Consider the following 17,605-nt stretch of genomic DNA (forward strand, 5'->3'; position numbering starts at 1 on the left):
CCGGCACCCGGTGGTAGTGGTCGCGGGCCACGTCACCGCTGTCGCCACCGATCGACCCGTAGGCCTTGTTCAGCAGCTTCTGCTCGGCGTCGCTCGTCATGAACTTCACGAACTTCCTGGCGCCGTCGATGTTCTTGGTGTTCTTGAACACCGCCATGTTGATGCCCGCGACCATGGAGTCGGTGTTCTTGCCCTGAAGGTCGGCTTGCCCTCGGCGTCGAAGAAGTCGGCGCCGTGCTGCTGGCCCAGGACGAAGGTCTGGTGGATGTTGTTGGAGAGATTGGAGCCCTCGGCGCCCGGGCGCGCGTACGCCCTCGAGTGCAGCGGGACCGCGGCGGGGCCCTTGCCCTCCGCGCCGGCCGAGGACGAACCGCCTCCGCAGCCGGTGACACCGGCGGCTATGGAGATCGCGAGGGTGACGGCTGCCGCGGCTCTGATGGTGCGCCTGCGTGACCGTCCCTTTCCGGGGAGGAAGGCCGTGTTCGAGAACCGAACGGCCTTCAGGGCTTAATTTATGACGTTATGCAAGAGGTGACAGAAGGTCGCGTCAAGTCCCGGGGTCACGGTATGTTTCCGTCAGGGAAGGAGCCACATGGCTGAGCGCAACAGACGGACCGTGCGTGACCTGCGACGGGGCAACCGGGCGCGGGTATTGCAACGGTTGTATTTCGACGGCCCGCTGAGCCGCCAGGAGCTCGGCCCCGCCACCGGGCTGAGCTCGGGTTCCATCAGCAACGTCGTCGCGGAACTCGCCGCGGAGAACCTCCTGGAGGAGGCCGGAGTCGTCGACTCCGACGGCGGCCGCCCCCGCACCCTGCTGCGCGTCGCCCCCGGCGGCGGCCTCCTCATCGGCATCGACATCGGTGAGACCCGCATCCGGGTGGAGCTCTTCGACCTCTCCCTCACCGAACTCGCCCGCACCGAAAGGCTGCTCGCCCAGCACGGCTACGACGTCGACCGCATCGTCGGCCATGTCCGCAGCGGCGTCGCCGACGTGCTGCGGGACGCCGGCGCCGACCCGCACAGGCTGCTAGGCATCGGGATCGGCGTGCCCGGCATCATCGAGCGCCACGCGCCGGACGGCGTCGTCGGCGACGTGGGCTCCGTGGTCCACGGCCAGACCATCGACTGGAGCGCCGTCCCCTTCGAGCGGCTGCTCCGCGACGCCGTGCGGGTGCCGCCCGAGGTTCCCTTCTTCATCGACAACGGCGCCAAGACGCTCGGCCAGGCCGAGATGTGGTTCGGCGGCGGGCGGGGCGCGGGCGCCTCCGCGATCGCCCTCATCGGTTCCGGCGTCGGCGCCTGCGTGAACCACGGCGACCTCCTCGACGAGGACCGCAGCAGCCAGGCCCTGGAGTGGGGCCACAGCACCGTGCAGCTGCGCGGCCGGCGCTGCCGCTGCGGCTCGATCGGCTGCCTGGAGGCGTATGCGGGGGCCGAGGCGATGCGCGAGCGCTGGCAGGAGGCGGGCGGCCCGCTCCCCGCCGACGCCGACGACGAGACCGCGCTCGCCGCGCTGCTCGCGGCCGCCTACCCGGCGGACGGCGCCGAGCCCGACCCGGTGGCCGTCGCGCTGCTCGACGAGACGGCCGAGTGCCTGGGCGCGGCGCTGGGCGATCTGATCAACCTCTTCCTGCCCGAGCGCATCCTGCTCGGCGGCTGGGCGGGGCTGCTGATCGGCCCGCATCTGCTGCCCGACATCCGGCGGTACGCGCAGGAGTACGCGCTGAAGCACGCGGCGGCCCGGACCACGATCGAGATGGGCCGCCTGGGCCCCGACGCGGTCACCGTCGGCGCGGCGACGCTTCCCCTGGCCGACTTCCTGGCCCGCGGCGGCGGCCGCCCGTCACCGGCGTCCCGGCCCGGCTCCACGGCACCGGCGCCCCGGACCCCGGCGGCAGCGGTGCGCGGACGGGAGCGGTCCCGGACGGAGGCGGACGCGACGGGGTGAGGCGGCGGGGTGAGGCGGCGGTGGTGGGCCGGGGTTACGCCGGGTCCGTGGCCGTACGGCCCGCCCTTGCGGCCCTACGCCGAGTCCCGCACCACCAGCGACGGCTCGAAGATCACCGAGGTCGCCGCGCCCTCCGGCTTCCCCAGGCGTTCGATCAGCAGCCGGGCCATCTCGGCGGCCATCGCCTCCACCGGCTGGCGGACCGTGGTCAGCGGCGGACGGCAGGCCAGGGCCGCGCTGCTGTCGTCGAAGCCGATCACCGCGACGTCCTCCGGCACCCGCTTGCCGCGATCCCGCAGCACATGGCAGGCGCCCGTGGCCATCAGGTCGTTGGCCGCGAACACCCCGTCCAGGTCCGGGTGTTCGGCCAACAGCCGCTCCATCGCGGTCTCCCCGCTCGCCTGGGTGAACCGCCCCTCGGCGATCGCGATGTACGGATGCCCCTCGCGCGCCATCGTGTCCCGGAAGCCGGCCAGCCGCTCCTGCACCGCGGGCACGTCGAGCGGTCCCGTGATGGTCGCGATACGCCGGCAGCCCCGGGCCAGCAGATGCTCGGCGGCCAGCCGCGCCCCGTCCTGGTGGGCGACGTCGACATAGCTGATCCGGGCCGCCCGGGCCGGCCGCGCGTAGAGCACGGCCGGCAGCCCGGCGTCCGTCAGCATGCCCGGCAGCGGGTCCTCCGCGTGCGTCGAGACGACCAGCGCACCGTCCGCGCTGCCCTGGCGCAGGAACGCCACGACGTCCTTGCGCGCCCGTGACGTCTCGGCGAACATCAGGACCGGGTGCATCCCGCGCGGACGCAGGTAGTTGACCACCCCGGTCACCACCCGGCCGAAGAAGGGGTCGGCGAAGACCTGCCCGGTGAACGACGACCCGTCGGTCCCCTCCGCGTTCGCCTCGTCGGGCTGCGCGCCCTCCTCCGTCTCCGGCTCGACGCCCGCGCCGGACACCACCAGCGCGATGGCGTCGGTGCGCCGGGTCACCAGCGAGCGGGCCGCGCGGTTGGGCGCGTAACCGGTGGAGGCGACCGCCTGGCGGACGGCCTCCTGGATCACCGGGTCGACATTCCGTACGCCGTTGATCACCCGGGAGACGGTGGCGCGGGAAACACCGGCCGCCCTCGCCACGTCCTCGAGAGTGGGTGTACCGGCCGGTCGCAGATCATCCGTCATGAGCGCATTTATAGCATCAGTGGAGAGCGCTCTCCATCGTGCTCCGAACCGTTACCGGATCCTTTCCCGGCCGAGTCCGGGCCCGGCCGCGCCACGATCCTCGCGGTGAGCGGCAGATCGCCCGCCGAACGGCCCCCGAGCAGCGTGAAGGCACCCGCCTCCGTCTCCCACCCGTGCTGCTCGGGCGACCAGTGGGCCAGGGCCCGCCCGTCCACCCGGACCACCGCGACCGCGCTCTCCCCGGGCTCCGCCTCGACCGCCGCGTGACCGATGAGCTTGCGCACCGGGCGCTCGACGGCGGAACCACGCCGCGCCAGGTAGACCTGCACCACCTCCCGCCCGCGCCGCCGCCCGCTGTTGCGCACCCGCACCCGTATGTCGAAGGGCTCCCCGGGACGCACCGACTCCGGGGCGGTCAGCTCCTCGTACTCCCAGCCGGTGTACCCGAGGCCGTGGCCGAACCAGTAGGCCGGAGCGGTTCCGGACCGCAGCCACGCCCGGTATCCGATGTGCGGGCCCTCCGCGTAGTGCAGCCGCCCGTCGGCGCCGGGGGCGGTCCCGAGCACCGGCACGTCGTCCTGGGCGGCGGCCCAGGTGGTCGGCAGCCGTCCCCCGGGCTCGGCGCGCCCGAACAGCACGTCGGCCAGTCCGTCCCCGGCCTCCTGGCCCGGGAACCAGGCGAGCAGCAGCGCGGGCACCCGCTCGTGCCAGGGCAGGGCGACCGGGCCGCCCGCGTTGACCAGGACGACCGTGCGCGGGTTGGCCCTCGCCACCGCCCGCACCAGCGCGTCCTGGCCCTCCGGCAGGGCCAGGCTCTCGCGGTCGTGCCCCTCCGACTCGCTCTGCTCCGTCGTGCCCACGACCACCACCGCGACGTCGGCCGCGCGTGCGGCGGCGACCGCTTCGGCGAGCGCGCCGTCCGCGTCGCCGGCGTGCGGGGCCGCGGCGAGGACCGTCGCGACCCCCGAGCCCGGGGCGAGCGAGCGCCGCGCGACCACCTCCACCTCCCGGCCCGCGGTCATCTCCGCGCGGGCGGTGTACAGCGGCGGGGCGACGTGCACCCGGGTCGGGTCGTCGCTGTCCAGCGGGAACGTGCCGGAGAGCACCTCGTGGCCGTCGACGGACAGCGAGATGTCGCCCCAGCCGCCCACCGCCCAGGACCACGTGCCGCTCTCGGCGGGCCGGTACAGCGTCCGGATCTCGACCAGCGCGGCGTCCCCGGCCGGCACCGAGGGCTCCACGATCCGCCCGGACAGGCGGTGTTCCGCGTGGAGTGCGGCCCCTTGCGCGTCGAGCAGCCGCACCAGCACCCCGGGCTCGCCGTCGCGCGGATCGCGAGCCCGGTCGCGGCCGAGCGGCTCGGGCCGGCCGGACAAGGGGAGGCCCGGCCGGTACGTCACCGCCGCCACCCCGTCGAGCGCCCGCTCGATCCCGGCCAGCGGGGTCACCACGTGCTCCGGGAACACCTCCGCGCTGCCCCCGCCCTGGATGCGTACCGCCGTGGCGTGCGGTCCGATGACGGCGACGGACTTCAGCGCGGCGGGGTCCAGCGGCAGCAGCCCGCCCTCGTTGCGCAGGAGCACCGCGCCGGCGGAAACGGCGCGGCGCAGCAGGGTGCGCGCGGCGGCCGGAGCCACCGCGGGCCGGTGCGCCGGGCGGTCGGACCGCTGCGCCGGTTGGCCGGACCCGAAGGCGCCCACCCGGCGGGCCAGCCGCAGCAGTCTGCGTATCTTGTCGTCCACGACGCCGACGGGGACCAGTCCCTGTCCGAGCGCGGCGAGCAGGCCGGCCGCCCATGGGCCGTCCGGACCGGGCATCGCCAGGTCCTGGCCGGAGCGGGCGGTCTCCAGGAGGGTGCGCACGCCTCCCCAGTCCGAGACCACGAGGCCGTCGAAGCCCCAGTTCTCCTTGAGGGGGCGCTCAAGCAGCGGGGAAGCGGACATGGTCACGCCGCCGACCTTGTTGTACGCGGACATGACCGCCCACACGCCGGCCGCGACGGCTTCCTCGAACGGGGCGAGGTACACCTCGTGCAGGGTGCGTTCATCCACACGGATGTCGACGTTCAGCCGGTCCGTCTCGGCGTCGTTGCCGACGAAGTGCTTCGCGGTGGCCGCCACTCCGCCCGACTGGATGCCCCGGATGAGCGCGGCGCCCGCGCGACCGGTGAGCAGCGGGTCCTCGGAGAAGCACTCGAAGTGCCGGCCGCCCAGCGGTGAACGGTGCAGGTTCAGGGTGGGGGCCAGGAGCACGTCGACGCCTTTGCGCCGCGCCTCGGAGGCGAGCAGCGCGCCGAGGTCCGTCAACAGCCGCTCGTCCCAGGAGGCGGCGAGCGCGGTGGGGGAGGGGAGGACGAGCGAGGTCTCTCGTTCGTCCCATGTCTCGCCCCGTACACCGGCCGGCCCGTCGGAGAGGGTGAGCGGACGCAGCCCGACAGCGGGTTCGCCGTATGTGCGCCAGGTGCTGGCACCGGTGAGCAGCCGGACCTTCTGGGCCGCGTCGAGCTTGTCGAGCAGCGGTTCGGTCTCTTCGTCCGTCATGGCGGCCATGCTCCTTCGTGCACCGCGCTCCCACGGATATTGGAGAGCGCTCTCCCGGCTGTCGCGCCCAGCGTCCCCGGTCGTCGCCGACCATGTCAATGGCGGGCTGTGGCAAGTCCGTTCGCTCACGCGGGGCGAGGGACGCGCCCGGGATGGTGACGGCGTCGGCACGCCCGGGGGCGCCCGGCTCACCCTGCACCCAGGGTGCGCGGACCACTTCTGGCACCGTTGGCCGAAACGTACCGTGGTCTTGTCATCACCCGCTGTTTGCACATAAGTTGACCGCTTGCGACATGTCCTACAGTCAGTGGGGGAGCCAAGTCATGGCCGCGAACGGACGGCACCGCAGATACCAGCCGAGCCGCATCAACCGGGCTTCGCTCACGGTCACGGCAGGAGGCGCTGGCCTCGCGCTCCCGCTCCTCACGGCGGCGTCGGCGGGAGCCGCGTCGGCCGACGTGTGGGAGAAGGTCGCCGCCTGCGAGTCCACCGGCAACTGGCACGTCAACAGCGGCAACGGCTACTTCGGCGGTCTCCAGTTCACCCGCTCGACCTGGGCGGCGTACGGCGGTACGGACTACGCACCGCGCGCCGACCTGGCCACCAGGGACCAGCAGATCGCCATCGCGGAGAAGGTCCTGGACAGCCAGGGCCCCGGCGCCTGGCCGGTCTGCTCCGGAAGGGCGGGCCTCACCCAGGGCGGCGCCACGCCCGACATCAGCCCGCAGAGCGAGCGCTCGGCCCGCGTGGCGACCCCGAAGAAGCCGGACAGCGCCTCGTTGTCCACCCGCACGCCGAAGACCAAGCAGACCGCGCCCGCGGCCACCCCGACGACGGTGCCCGGCAAGCGGGAGTCGTACACCGTCACGCCCGGCGACTCGCTCTCCGGCATCGCGGCCGACCGGCACCTCCAGGGCGGCTGGCAGCGGCTCTACGCGGCGAACCGCGGGGTCGTCGGCGACGACCCGGACCTGATCTTCCCCGGCCAGCGTCTGACCCTGACCGGAACCCCGAGGACGGCCGAGCCCGCACCGCGAACGGCGACCGGGAACGAGCCGAAGACCGCGACGAAGGCGCCCCCGAAGACCGCGGCCGAAGCGACCCCGAAGGCCGCCCCGAAGGCCACTCCGAAAACGGCCCCCAAGTCGGACGCGAAGACCGCCGCCGAGAAGCAGCGGAAGCAGCAGGCCAAGCCGCAGTCGCACCCCCAGCCGAAGAAGACGCAGCCGCACAGGACCGAGACCCGCAAGACCGAACCCCGCAAGACCGAACCCCGCAAGACCGAGACCCGCAAGACCGAGACGCACAAGACCGAGCACACGCAGAAGCACAGCTCGCTCACCGCCCCCGTCGCGGCCCGCACCGGCACGCCCTACCACCAGGCCGGTTCCTGGTCCAGCGGCTACCACACGGGCGTCGACTTCCCGGTGCCCACCGGCACGTCCGTGAAGGCGATGGCGGCGGGCACCGTCGTGTCGGCGGGCTGGGCGGGGCCGTACGGCTACCAGGTCGTCATCCGGCACAGCGACGGCAAGTTCAGCCAGTACGCGCACCTGTCCTCGCTGCTCGTGCGCGGCGGGCAGCACGTCGGTGGCGGCCAGCGGATCGCCCGCTCCGGCGCCACCGGCAACGTCACGGGCCCGCACCTGCACTTCGAGGTCCGTACCGGCCCGGAGTACGGCTCCGACATCGACCCGCTGGCCTACCTGAGGGCGGGCGGCGTCAGCGTCTGAACGCCCCCTCCGTCACCGGTCTCCCCGGCGGCCCTGCGCCCGGCGGCCGGGGGCGGGTCGAACTCCACCCGGCCGGCCAGCCCTTCCAGGGGCATCCGCACCGGCAGCGCCGGGGGAGGGGTCCGCCGGCCCGCGGCCCCGGAAGCGACGGCCGGAGCCGGCTCCACCGGGCGGGGCGGAACGCCCGTCGGGGTCGACGCCCCGGCGGGCCCGTCGAAATCCGCGGCCTCCGCCGCGTTCCCGGCCTCCGCGACGTCCCCGGCTTCCTCGTCCACGGCCGCGGATGCGGCGGCCGTCTCCGCGCTCTCGTCCGGAGCGGGCACCGCTTCCAGCCGCTCCGCGCCCATCCGCTCCGTCGTCAGCATGATCAGCCCGCCGGCCGCGACCGCCCCGCACAGCAGGGCGAGCGCCGTGCCCGTGGCCCCGTGCCGGAACTGCTCGCCGAACAGCGTGATGCCCACCGCCGCGGCCACCACCGGGTTCACCACGGTCACCGTGGCCAGCGGAGCGGTCAGCCCCGCGCCCCGGTAGGCCGCCTGGGACAGCAGCAGGCCCGAGCCCGCCAGCGCGGCGATCACCAGCAGGGGCATCAGCCCGGACTTCACCGCGCCCGCGGTCCACTCCATGGCCACGGTCTTCGTGTACACCGAGGCGATGCCGAACGCGACGCCCGCCGCCCCGGCCAGCACCACGCTCCGCATCACCGGCCGGCGCATCGCCCGGGAGAGCAGGACCAGCGCGGCCACCGCGCCGAACGTCACCACCGCCAGCATCAACTGCTGCGGAGCGCCCAGGCTGTGCGCGTCGGAGCCGCCCGTCAGCGCCAGCAGCCCGGCAAGACCCACCGTCGCCATGACCGCGCCTCGCCAGGCGGTCGCCCCGGCCCGGCGGCGTACGAACAACGCGGCCATCGGCAGCGCGAAGACGATGGTGAGCGCCCCCAGCGGCTGTACGAGGCTCAGCGGGCCGTACGCGAGCGCCACGACGTGCAGGACGGCACCCAGGCCGTTCAGCGTGACCGCCGCCCACCAGACGCGGTTGCGCAGCGGTGCGAGCGAGCGGCCGTCGGAGGCCACGGCCACGCGCTCCTGGACGATCGCCCCGGCCGCGTAGGCGACCGCGGAGACCAGTGACAGCAGCACGGACAGCGCAAGGGAACTCATGTACACCACGATCCCCTTTTCCAGCCGCCGCGTCGTCGTCCCTGAGGCGGCGATCCGGCGTACTGCTTTGGTAGTACGGGAGTGGTTCCGGTGTCCTCCTCCTGACGGTAGTCCTCCGGGCGGCCGACGTCAGAAGGATCATGCGGGGCGGCCGCCTTCACCGGACCGACACGCAAGGTGCCCGTCCGACCCCTTGACGCGGATCGCAGCCGAATCCAAGAATGATCGCGCTCTGACAACGTTGTCCTAAGGAGTAGACCCCATGCATCGGACCCCACGGCCGAGACTGCGCGGCCCGGCCGCCGCACTCGCCGCCGCCGCGCTCCTGGGCGGTGTCCTCCTCCCCGGGGCCACCGCCGAGGCCGCCCCCCGGAGCGACGGCCGGCTGACCGACCTGGTCAATCCGTTCATCGGCACCCAGAACGAGGGCAACACCTATCCCGGCGCCTCCGTGCCCTTCGGTATGGTGCAGCTTTCGCCGGACACCGGCCACAACACCGGGTACGACTACGGCGAGGACCACATCCGCGGTTTCTCCTCCGTCCACCTCTCCGGTGTCGGCTGCGGACTCGGCGGTGACCTGCCGACGCTGCCCACCACCGGCGACGTCACGGAGACCGACTACGCGAAATACGCCGCCGGGTTCAGCCACGACGACGAGAAGGCGAGCCCCGGCTACTACCAGGTCGGGCTGAAGACCGGCATCGAGGCCGAGCTGACCGCCACCCAGCGCACCGGCGTGCAGCGTTACACCTTTCCGGCCACCGACAAGGCCAACGTCCTGCTCAACGCGGGCCAGTCGCTGCACCGGACGCTCTCCTCCGAGGTGGAGATCCTCGACAACCGCACCGTGCGGACCGCCATCACCGGCAGCGGCTTCTGCCAGGACACCAAGCCGTACACGGTCTACACGGTCACCCGCTTCGACCGCCCCTTCACCACGTCCGGCACCTGGAACGGCGCTGCCGTCACCGGCGCGAAGAAGTCGACGGCCACCGACGCCCGCAACGGCGCCTGGCTGCGGTTCGACACCACCGAGGACCGCACCGTCGAGGCCACCACGGCCCTCAGCTACGTCGACGCCAAGGGGGCCGCGCTCAACCTCCGTGCCGAGGGCGGCCACAGCTTCGACCACGTCCGGCGCGCCGCCGAACGCACCTGGGAGGACCGCCTCGAAGGCGTGAAGGCCCAGGGCGGCAGCGACGAGCTCCGCCGCACCTTCTACTCCTCCCTCTACCGGTCCTTCCTCGCGCCCAACGTGGGCAGCGACGTGGACGGCCGCTACACCGGCTGGGACCAGAAGAAGCACCGCGCGAAGAATTTCACCTACTACCAGAACTGGTCGCTCTGGGACACCTACCGCACCCAGGCCCAGCTGCTCTCGCTGCTCGCCCCGCGCGAGTCCCGCGACATGGCCATATCCGTCCTGCGCATCGACGCGGAGAGCGGCTGGCTGCCCAAGTGGGGCTACGGCACGGTCGAGACGAACATCATGACCGGCGACCCGGTCACCCCCTTCCTCACCAACGCCTACCAGCAGGGCCTGCTGAAGGGGTACGAGGAGGAGGCGTACCGCGCCCTGAAGAAGAACGCCGACGGGGTGCCGCCCACCGACTCCGCGCCCGTGGGCCGCGAAGCCAACGTCCAGTACCTGAAGGACGGCTACGCCCCGTACATCAAGGACCGGCCGCACGCCAAGCCCGGCGACTCCGACTTCGACCACGGCGCCTCGGCCACCCTGGAGTACGCCCTGGCGGACGGCATGCTCGCCGAGATGGCCCGCGACCTCGGCCACAAGGCGGACGCGGCGCGCTACGAGGCCCGCGCCCAGAACTACCGGAAGATCTTCGACCCCTCGACCGGCTTCTTCCGCGCCCGCGACGCCGCCGGCGCGTTCACCGGCCCCGCCGACCCGGCCGAGAGCGAGGGGTTCCACGAGGGCACGTCCTGGCAGTACCAGTGGATGGTCCCGCAGGACATCCCCGGCATGGTCGACCTGATCGGCGGGAAGGACGCCGCCAACGAGCGGCTCGACTCGTTCTTCGCGTACGACAAGCTCCTCGCCGACCCGGCGAAGACCGCCCGCGAGGTGTGGGTGAACGGCCCGTACGCGTACTACAACGCGGACAAGTACAACCCGCAGAACGAGCCCGACCTCATCGCCCCGTACACCTACCTGTCCACCGGCCAGCCGTGGAAGACGACCGATGTGGTGCACGCCGCCCTGACGCTCTTCACCAACGGCCCGACCGGCATGACGGGCAACGACGACCTCGGCACGATGTCCGCCTGGATGGTGCTGTCGTCGATCGGTGTCTTCCCGGTCCAGCCGGGCACCGACACCTGGGGCCTGTCCACGCCCGCGTTCGAGCGTGTCGACATCAAGCTCGACCGCCGCTACTACCCCCGCGGCGCGCTGACCGTCAGCGCTCCCGGCACATCGGACGCAGACCGCTACATCCAGTCCGCCAGGCTGGACGGCGAGCGGCAGGCGCGTACGTACCTGACCACGGACGACATCCGGTCGGCCCGCTCGCTCTCCTTCAGGGTGGGCGATGAGCCGTCGGCGTGGGGCACCTCGCCCGAGGACGCCCCGCCCGCCCTGGGCTGACCCGGCGGCCGCACGGCCGAGCGCCCTTCCCCCCGCCGGCGGGGGGAAGGGCGCTCGGCGTTTGCCTCTTCGCTACGCGGGAAGCGGCGGGTCGATCGCCTCGGCGACGCTCGGGAAGACCGGGACCGCGCTGTCGAGCCCGAGGACGGAGATCAGCCGCTCCATGAAGACGGAGGGCGCGGCGAGCCGCAGCCGGGGACCGAGAGCGGTCTGTCCCTGGAGAATCACGTTCACCGTCGTGGAGTCGGCGAAACTCACGTCGGCCAGGTCCACGACGACCGGCCCGGTGCCCTCCTGCGACGCGTTCTCCAGCGCCGCGCCGAGGGGCGCGACGTTGTCGATGTCGAGGTCACCGGTTACCGCGAGCACCAACGCGCCGCGTTCGTGCCGTGGGACTATCTGCATGGCTCGGCCGGCGCTGGGCGGTGGAAGCACGTTCACCTCATGATGCACTGGACGGCGGGGGACCGCCGGATCAGTCGGACGGTTCGTATTCTGCTCCGTCCCTGCTCGCGGCGGGAATGCTCAACGATAAAAGTAACAGTTGCCATTTGACAACATTCTTCGTGGGGCAACAATCTGTACCGAACGATCAACGTGAGCGCCCGCCGAGCGGCGCCTTCGGAACGCGGAAGCAGGGGCGTGCATGAACCTAGGCGCTGTCCGCGACATCGTCGCGAAGCCGGGCGGTGGCACTTCGCTCGCCGGTGAGCCGCTGCGATGCCGCCGAGCGGAACGCGGCGAGCCCCACGGCCAGAGCCGCCACATCGGAGGGCTGCATCCTCTGCAGCACGGCGGTCAGCTCCCGTGTGCGGATCGCCCGGTACTCCTCCAGCAGTTCGCGGCCCTGAAGGGTCAGCCTCAGCTCGACCTCCCGGCGGCTCGTCGGGCTCGGGTCCCGCTGCACCAGGCCCATGGCCTCCATCCGGTCGCACAAGCGGCTCACCGAGGGCGCCCGCGAGCCGAGCGCCTCGCCCAGCGAGCGCAGATTGCTCCCCTCCTGCTGCTCAATGACGAGCAGCGCGCGAAGCTGGGACGGGGACACCACATCCCGGGCGGCGGTCTCCTGGCCGCGCCCCCACAACACCTCCAGAAGTTCGGACGCGGCACAGACCTCCTCGGACACCTGTTCAGGGCGGTGAGGGAGTCCGGTGCGGTGGGGCATTCATCCACTCTGTCACCCGTAGCGTGCTCCTGTCAGCCTGGCTCCGTTCCCGTCACTCACCGAAGAATGGGCGAAACAGCGTGAATGCCCCCTTGGGGATCGAACGAGCGCTCCGCGCGACGCCGCCGTATGCCCTGGTCGAGACGGTGCGTACCATCCTCGTGAGTTCCTACGGAGCCCTCTCGGTGCAACTGCTCCTGGCGGATTACGGAATGACCGTGCTCAACCCGGTCGACGCCGCCGACGGGCACACCAGGCCGCTCTCCCTGCACAACAGCGCACAGGGCCGCGCCTTCGGCAGCCAGCGCCCGCACCAGGGCCGTACCGGCTCCGACGACGCGGCCGACCACCACTTCCCGGTGACCGTCCGGGGCGAGCGCCTCGGCATCCTCACCGTCCGGCTGCCCTCCACGCGCTCCACGCCGCAGGTCATGGACGACCTCACCCAGGTGGCCGATCTCCTCGCGCACGAGATCGTCGTCGCCGACCGGGACACCGACCACTACCAGCGGGTCCGGCGCACCACACGCCTCACCCTCGCCGCCGAAATGCAGTGGCAGCTCCTCCCGGCCAGATCGTTCACCACCGCCGAGTACGCCATAGGCGCCCAGCTCGAACCCGCCTACGCGATCCACGGCGACAACTTCGACTGGGCGGCGGAGGGCGACCAGCTCAGCGTCGCCGTGACCAACGGCATGGGGGAGGGCATCCGCGCCTCCCTGCTCACCAACCTGGCCGTGAACGCCCTGCGCAACGCCAGGAGGGCCGGAATCGGCATCGCGGACCAGGCGGCCCTGGCCGACCAGGCCATCTACGACCAGCACCGAGGCGCCGCCCACGTCTCCACCCTGCTGCTCCGCTTCGACCTGCCCACGGGATCGGTCGAGGCGGTGGACGCGGGCTCCCCGCAGCTGTGGCGCCTGCGCGGCCGTACGGTCACACGGGTGGCCCTGGACGCCCAGCTCCCGCTGGGGATGTTCGAGGAGTCGCAGTACGCCGTGCAGCACCTCCAGGCGCGCCCCGGCGACCGGCTGCTGCTCGTCAGCGACGGGGTGTACGACGCGGTCTCACCGCTCGGCGAGATGTTCGCGGAACGGGGCCTGCCCAGGGCCGTCCTCGCCACCCGGCTGCTGCCGGCGGCCGCCGTGCCCGGCGCGGTCCTGCGGGAACTGGCGGAACACCGGGCGTCGGACTCGCTCGACGACGCCATGGTCATGTGCATCGACTGGTTCGGCCGGCCGACCGCCAGGGGCTGAGCCCGGGCCGGGGCGCTGCCCGGTCCGGTGCTCCCCGGCTCAGCTGCTCAGCGTGAACTCGGCCCGGATGCGCTTGCCGACCGGCACCCGCTCGGCCGTGACGCGGTCGCACAGCGCCACCACGATCTCCATGCCGTGACCGCCCAGGCGGCTCGGGTCGGGGGCGTAGAAAACGGGCAGCGCGCTGCTGCTGTCGTACACCGTGATACTGATGCGCTCCGCCGTGCCCTCGAGCTCCAGCAGATACGGGCCGTGGCTGTAGCGCTCCGCGTTGGTGACCAGCTCGCTCACGGCCAGCATCAGGTCGTTACGGGTGTGCGCACCGAGCACGGCCATCCACTCGGACACCAGCCGGGCGAGGAAGCGGTCGGCCAGTGCCCGTGCCCGGGAAATGCACCCCGGTTCGCCGTTGAACACCTCGGCGCTGTGCAATGCCTCCGTGGGCGGACAGCTCCGGGGGGAGTCGTCCGGCGGGGAGATCGCCTGTTCGTTCATGTGCTCCAGCCAGGGCGCAGCGGGGAGGTCGCAGACCTCTTTCTTGTGATCGTGTACCCGCGTCGGGAGATCCCACTCCCATGCGTCGACAGCGAATATTACGCGCGACCGGGAAGCCGCACCACGGTGACGAAGAAGTCGTCGATCTGGCGGACGGCAGCGATGAACTGGTCCAGGTCGACCGGCTTGGTGACGTAGGCGTTGGCGTGCAGCTTGTAGCTGCGCAGGATGTCCTCCTCGGCCGAGGACGTCGTCAGCACGACGACGGGGATCAGCGCGAGCTCCGGGTCCTGCTTGATCTTCTCCAGCACCTGGCGGCCGTCGTACTTCGGCAGGTTCAGGTCGAGCAGGATCAGATCGGGCCGGGGCGCCTCGGTGTGCGCACCGCGGCGGTAGAGGAAGTCGAGCGCCTCCTCGCCGTCGCGGACCACGTGGAGCGTGTTGCGGATCTTGTTGTCCTCGAACGCCTCACGCGTCATCAGCTCGTCGCCCGGGTCGTCCTCGACGAGCAGGACCTCGATGGGCTGCACGGGAGCGTTCACTTGGTGTCTCCGGAGATCTCCGCAGGGGATGCGGTGTCGTTGGTACCCGCGGGTTCGGGGTCGGCGGGCAGCGAGAAGTGGACCCGCGCCCCCTGACGGGAATCGGGATCCAGCCAGATCCTGCCCCCGTGGAATTCGATGATCTTGCGGCACAGGGCCAGGCCGATGCCGGTCCCGTCGTACTCGTCACGGGCGTGCAGGCGCTGGAAGATGACGAAGACCTTCTCGGCGAACTCGGGCGCGATGCCGATCCCATTGTCCGTCACCGTGAAGTGCCAGTCGTCGCCCTCCCGCTCGCACCGGACCGTGATCACGCACGGTTCGTCGGAGCGGCGGAACTTCACGGCGTTCCCGATCAGGTTCTGCCAGATCATCGCGAGCGTCGTGGCGTCCCCGGTGACCGGGGGGAGCGGGGTCTCGCGGACGACCGTGGTCCCCGACTCCTCGATCACCATCGCCAGATTGGCCAGCGCCCGGTCCAGCGACCGGTCCAGCTCGACGGGGGTCCAGCTGTCGTGGACGCGTCCGACCCGGGAGAACGTCAGCAGATCGTTGATGAGGACCTGCATGCGCTTGGCGCCGTCCACCGCGAAGTCGATGTACTGCTTGCCGCGGCCGTCCAGCTCGTTCCCGTACCGCTTCTCCAGCAGCTGACAGAACGAGGCGACCTTGCGCAGCGGCTCCTGGAGGTCGTGCGAGGCGACGTACGCGAACTGCTCAAGCTCCGAGTTGGACCTGCGCAGCTCCACGGTCTGCTGCGCCAGCACGTCCTCCCGCTCCTGTGCCGCGTCGAGCTCCTCGACCAGCTTGCCCCGCATGTCCTCCACCGCGGAGGCCACCGCCCGTACGTCGGAGGGCCCGCGCACCTCGATCCGCTGCCGGCGGTAGTCGTTGGAGCGGACCCGGCGGGACGCCTCGGCCAGGGCGTTCAGCGGCCGTCCCACGGTGCGCTGCAGCAGCATGCTGAGGGCGACCACGCAGAGGGCGAAGACGATCAGCAGGGCGGCGAGCACCCGGTCGCGGGTGTGGCGGGCGTCGTCCAGCTGGGCGCGTGCCCGATCCCGGGCGGCGTCGAGATGTGCCTGCTGGGTGCCGTACAGCTGCCGCAGCTTGTCGAAGGCGGCCTTGCTCTCGGCGGTCTTGGCCGATGAACGGTTCCCGGGGCCGTCGCGCCGGACGGCGGCGATCAGCGGGTCGGCGTGCACCCGTCGCCACTCCGAGGAGGCGGCGGCGATCCGGTCCAGGTCGCGGTTGTACGGTGCGCTGTCGCCGATCGCGGAGCGCACGCGGTCCAGCCGTTCCTTCTCCTCCTTCTTGCCCTCGGCGAAGGGCTCCAGGAAGGAGGCGTCACCGGTCAGCGCGTAGCCGCGTACCCCCGTCTCCTGGTTGAGCAGCGCGTTCTGCAGCTGGAAGGAGGCGGAGCGGGCCGGCTGGATGCGGTCCACCAGCTCGGTGGTCCGGTCCGAGATGCTGGCCAGGACGAGACCGCCCGCGATCACGCAGCCGCAGACCACGAGGACGAAGGCGGCCAGGATCAGGTGGACCCAGTTCTGGACGGACAGCCGTGCCCACGTTCCGGTGGGCTTCACAGAGGTGTCGGGTATCTCACTGTTCATGTGCGGTGCTTCTCCAGCCGAGGTGCAGGACTGCGACATCGTCGGCGAGGCCCCCGTGCGGGGCCGCGGCCTCCGATGCGCCCGCGACCAGTGCGTCGACGAACGGGCGGGCGGCGAGAGGTGCGAGGTCCCGGGCCATGCCGAGCAGCCCTTCCTCACCCAGCCTGCTGCGCGGGCCGGTGCGCCCCTCGAAGAGGCCGTCGGTGAACAGGACGAGCGCCGCGTCGGGCGCGAGCTCAAGATCGGTGACGGACCACTGGCCGTACCCGGGCAGCAGCCCGAGCGCCATGCCGCCCTCGGGCTCCACCCACTCGACCTCCGTGCCGCGCCGCAGCAGCAGCCCCGGGTGGCCGGCCCGTATGATGCGGACCCGGTCGCCGCCGGGCGGGAAGACGAGCGAGGTGACGGTCGCGAAGACATGGGGGTCGGAGCGCTCGGCGACCAGGATCGACTCCAGCAGCCCGAGCTGTTGCAGCGGATCCGTACCGCACAGGACGGCCGTGCGCCAGGCGACCCGCAGGCAGACGCCGAGCGCCGCTTCCGCCGCACCGTGCCCCGACACGTCACCGATGACCGCCCACACCGTGCCGTCGCCCGTCTGGACCACGTCGTAGAAGTCACCGCTGAGCAGTCCGTGGGCGCGCCCCGGTTCGTAGCGGGCGACGGCCTGGAAGCTGTCGTCGTTCAGCAGGGGGACGGGCAGCAGCCCGCGTTCGAGGCGTGCGTTCTCCTGGGCCATCAGCTGGTTGGCGCGCAGCGCGGAGGCGGCCCGCTCGACCTGCTTGCGCTGGAGGGCGTATCGGATCGCGCGCGAGAGCGCCTGCGGATCGAGCCGCCCCTTCATGAGGTAGTCCTGCGCACCGGTCGCCACCGCGTCGAGTCCGGCGTCGGCCTCCGCGAGGCCGGTCAGCACCACGATCGCGGCGTCCGGGGACGACTCGACGATCTGCGTGACGGCCCGCAGGCCGTGTACGTCGGGCAGGTGCAGGTCGAGCAGGACACAGACCGGGGCCCGGTGCGACCGCAGGTAGGCCAGCGCCTCGGACAGGGTCTTGCACCAGGTCAGCCCCGAGTCGAGCTCACCGTCGGCGAGCATCTCCTCCACGAGCAGTGCGTCACCCGCGTCGTCCTCGACCAGCAGGATGGTGCCGCTGACGTCCCACACGGAGCCCCGGTCGTCCGCCTCGGAAGCCGCCTGGACCGGGAAGGCCCCTGCGGCTGGAGGTCGGGCCGGGGCGCCCATGCGCATCTCAGCCACTTTTCACTCTCTCCTTGCACCGTGCGGGCCACCCGCCGGTGTTGCGCAGCATATGTGAACGACGCCCGGCAATCCGCCGCCGGGCGTCGTTCACAGCGTCTTC

Annotated in this window: 13 protein-coding genes and 1 pseudogene; 4 read left to right on the forward strand and 10 right to left on the reverse strand. The window is 72.1% G+C overall.

Annotation, left to right across the window (positions count from 1 at the left end):
- Positions 1-49 precede the first annotated feature (49 nt).
- Positions 50-363: pseudogene (locus OG242_RS29800) on the reverse strand (extracellular solute-binding protein); the annotation flags it as partial.
- Between the two features lie 229 nt (positions 364-592).
- Here OG242_RS29800 and OG242_RS29805 point away from each other — a divergent pair.
- Entirely contained in the window at positions 593-1,951 is a 1,359-nt protein-coding gene (locus tag OG242_RS29805; RefSeq protein WP_405901101.1) for an ROK family protein, read from the forward strand.
- 74 nt (positions 1,952-2,025) lie between these two features.
- Here OG242_RS29805 and OG242_RS29810 read toward each other — a convergent pair whose 3' ends face one another.
- Together OG242_RS29810 and OG242_RS29815 are read right to left on the reverse strand one after the other, a co-directional pair.
- On the reverse strand, positions 2,026-3,123 hold the full coding sequence (locus OG242_RS29810; RefSeq protein WP_405901102.1) for a LacI family DNA-binding transcriptional regulator: 1,098 nt from the start codon (positions 3,121-3,123) through the stop codon (positions 2,026-2,028).
- A gap of 8 nt (positions 3,124-3,131) precedes the next feature.
- Positions 3,132-5,672: a glycoside hydrolase family 3 C-terminal domain-containing protein gene (locus tag OG242_RS29815; protein WP_405901103.1), complete on the reverse strand. Its 2,541-nt coding sequence runs from the start codon at positions 5,670-5,672 to the stop codon at positions 3,132-3,134.
- Between the two features lie 314 nt (positions 5,673-5,986).
- On the opposite strand from OG242_RS29815, the gene OG242_RS29820 reads away from it, so the two are divergent.
- A complete protein-coding gene (locus OG242_RS29820; RefSeq protein WP_405901104.1) occupies positions 5,987-7,396 on the forward strand; it encodes a transglycosylase family protein in 1,410 nt (469 codons plus the stop codon).
- Here OG242_RS29820 and OG242_RS29825 read toward each other — a convergent pair.
- Entirely contained in the window at positions 7,366-8,568 is a 1,203-nt protein-coding gene (locus OG242_RS29825) for a DMT family transporter (RefSeq protein ID WP_405901105.1), read from the reverse strand. The two genes, OG242_RS29820 and OG242_RS29825, sit on opposite strands and share 31 nt — an antisense overlap.
- 253 nt (positions 8,569-8,821) lie before the next feature.
- Here OG242_RS29825 and OG242_RS29830 point away from each other — a divergent pair, with 253 nt between their 5' ends.
- Positions 8,822-11,170, forward strand: a complete 2,349-nt coding sequence (locus tag OG242_RS29830) for a GH92 family glycosyl hydrolase (protein ID WP_405901106.1) — start codon at positions 8,822-8,824, stop codon at positions 11,168-11,170.
- Positions 11,171-11,242: 72 nt separating this feature from the next.
- Here OG242_RS29830 and OG242_RS29835 read toward each other — a convergent pair whose 3' ends face one another.
- A complete protein-coding gene (locus tag OG242_RS29835; RefSeq protein WP_405901107.1) occupies positions 11,243-11,575 on the reverse strand; it encodes an STAS domain-containing protein in 333 nt (110 codons plus the stop codon).
- Between the two features lie 247 nt (positions 11,576-11,822).
- On the reverse strand, positions 11,823-12,335 hold the full coding sequence (locus OG242_RS29840) for a MarR family transcriptional regulator (protein ID WP_405901108.1): 513 nt from the start codon (positions 12,333-12,335) through the stop codon (positions 11,823-11,825).
- 80 nt (positions 12,336-12,415) lie between these two features.
- Here OG242_RS29840 and OG242_RS29845 point away from each other — a divergent pair, with 80 nt between their 5' ends.
- The gene (locus tag OG242_RS29845; RefSeq protein ID WP_405901109.1) at positions 12,416-13,591 is read left to right on the forward strand and encodes a PP2C family protein-serine/threonine phosphatase; all 1,176 of its coding nucleotides are present in this window, start codon (positions 12,416-12,418) and stop codon (positions 13,589-13,591) included.
- Between the two features lie 39 nt (positions 13,592-13,630).
- Here OG242_RS29845 and OG242_RS29850 read toward each other — a convergent pair whose 3' ends face one another.
- The 4 genes from OG242_RS29850 to OG242_RS29865 form a co-directional block, all read right to left on the reverse strand.
- Entirely contained in the window at positions 13,631-14,086 is a 456-nt protein-coding gene (locus tag OG242_RS29850; protein WP_405901110.1) for an ATP-binding protein, read from the reverse strand.
- Between the two features lie 98 nt (positions 14,087-14,184).
- Complete coding sequence (locus tag OG242_RS29855) at positions 14,185-14,628, reverse strand: response regulator (protein ID WP_405901111.1); 444 nt, start codon at positions 14,626-14,628, stop codon at positions 14,185-14,187.
- Positions 14,625-16,244, reverse strand: coding sequence for a CHASE3 domain-containing protein (locus OG242_RS29860; RefSeq protein WP_405901112.1), 1,620 nt, complete (start codon positions 16,242-16,244; stop codon positions 14,625-14,627). Before OG242_RS29860 ends, OG242_RS29855 begins: the two co-directional genes overlap by 4 nt.
- Positions 16,234-17,493 carry a PP2C family protein-serine/threonine phosphatase gene (locus tag OG242_RS29865; RefSeq protein WP_405901763.1) on the reverse strand — a complete coding sequence of 420 codons (1,260 nt, stop codon included), beginning with the start codon at positions 17,491-17,493 and terminating at the stop codon, positions 16,234-16,236. Before OG242_RS29865 ends, OG242_RS29860 begins: the two co-directional genes overlap by 11 nt.
- Positions 17,494-17,605: the final 112 nt, after the last annotated feature.

This window comes from Streptomyces sp. NBC_00727 (assembly GCF_045161745.1).
In the GTDB taxonomy this organism is placed as follows: Bacteria; Actinomycetota; Actinomycetes; order Streptomycetales; family Streptomycetaceae; genus Streptomyces.

What these genes read in the sequence shown, in the direction of transcription:
- OG242_RS29805 (WP_405901101.1), top strand. Translation starts at nt 593, where the DNA reads ATGGCTGAGCGCAACAGACGGACCGTGCGTGACCTGCGACGGGGCAAC.
- OG242_RS29830 (WP_405901106.1), top strand. Translation starts at nt 8,822, where the DNA reads ATGCATCGGACCCCACGGCCGAGACTGCGCGGCCCGGCCGCCGCACTC.
- OG242_RS29835 (WP_405901107.1), bottom strand. Translation starts at nt 11,575, where the DNA reads ATGCAGATAGTCCCACGGCACGAACGCGGCGCGTTGGTGCTCGCGGTA.
- OG242_RS29810 (WP_405901102.1), bottom strand. Translation starts at nt 3,123, where the DNA reads ATGACGGATGATCTGCGACCGGCCGGTACACCCACTCTCGAGGACGTG.
- OG242_RS29860 (WP_405901112.1), bottom strand. Translation starts at nt 16,244, where the DNA reads ATGAACAGTGAGATACCCGACACCTCTGTGAAGCCCACCGGAACGTGG.
- OG242_RS29865 (WP_405901763.1), bottom strand. Translation starts at nt 17,493, where the DNA reads ATGCGCATGGGCGCCCCGGCCCGACCTCCAGCCGCAGGGGCCTTCCCG.
- OG242_RS29840 (WP_405901108.1), bottom strand. Translation starts at nt 12,335, where the DNA reads ATGCCCCACCGCACCGGACTCCCTCACCGCCCTGAACAGGTGTCCGAG.
- OG242_RS29820 (WP_405901104.1), top strand. Translation starts at nt 5,987, where the DNA reads ATGGCCGCGAACGGACGGCACCGCAGATACCAGCCGAGCCGCATCAAC.
- OG242_RS29815 (WP_405901103.1), bottom strand. Translation starts at nt 5,672, where the DNA reads ATGGCCGCCATGACGGACGAAGAGACCGAACCGCTGCTCGACAAGCTC.
- OG242_RS29850 (WP_405901110.1), bottom strand. Translation starts at nt 14,086, where the DNA reads ATGAACGAACAGGCGATCTCCCCGCCGGACGACTCCCCCCGGAGCTGT.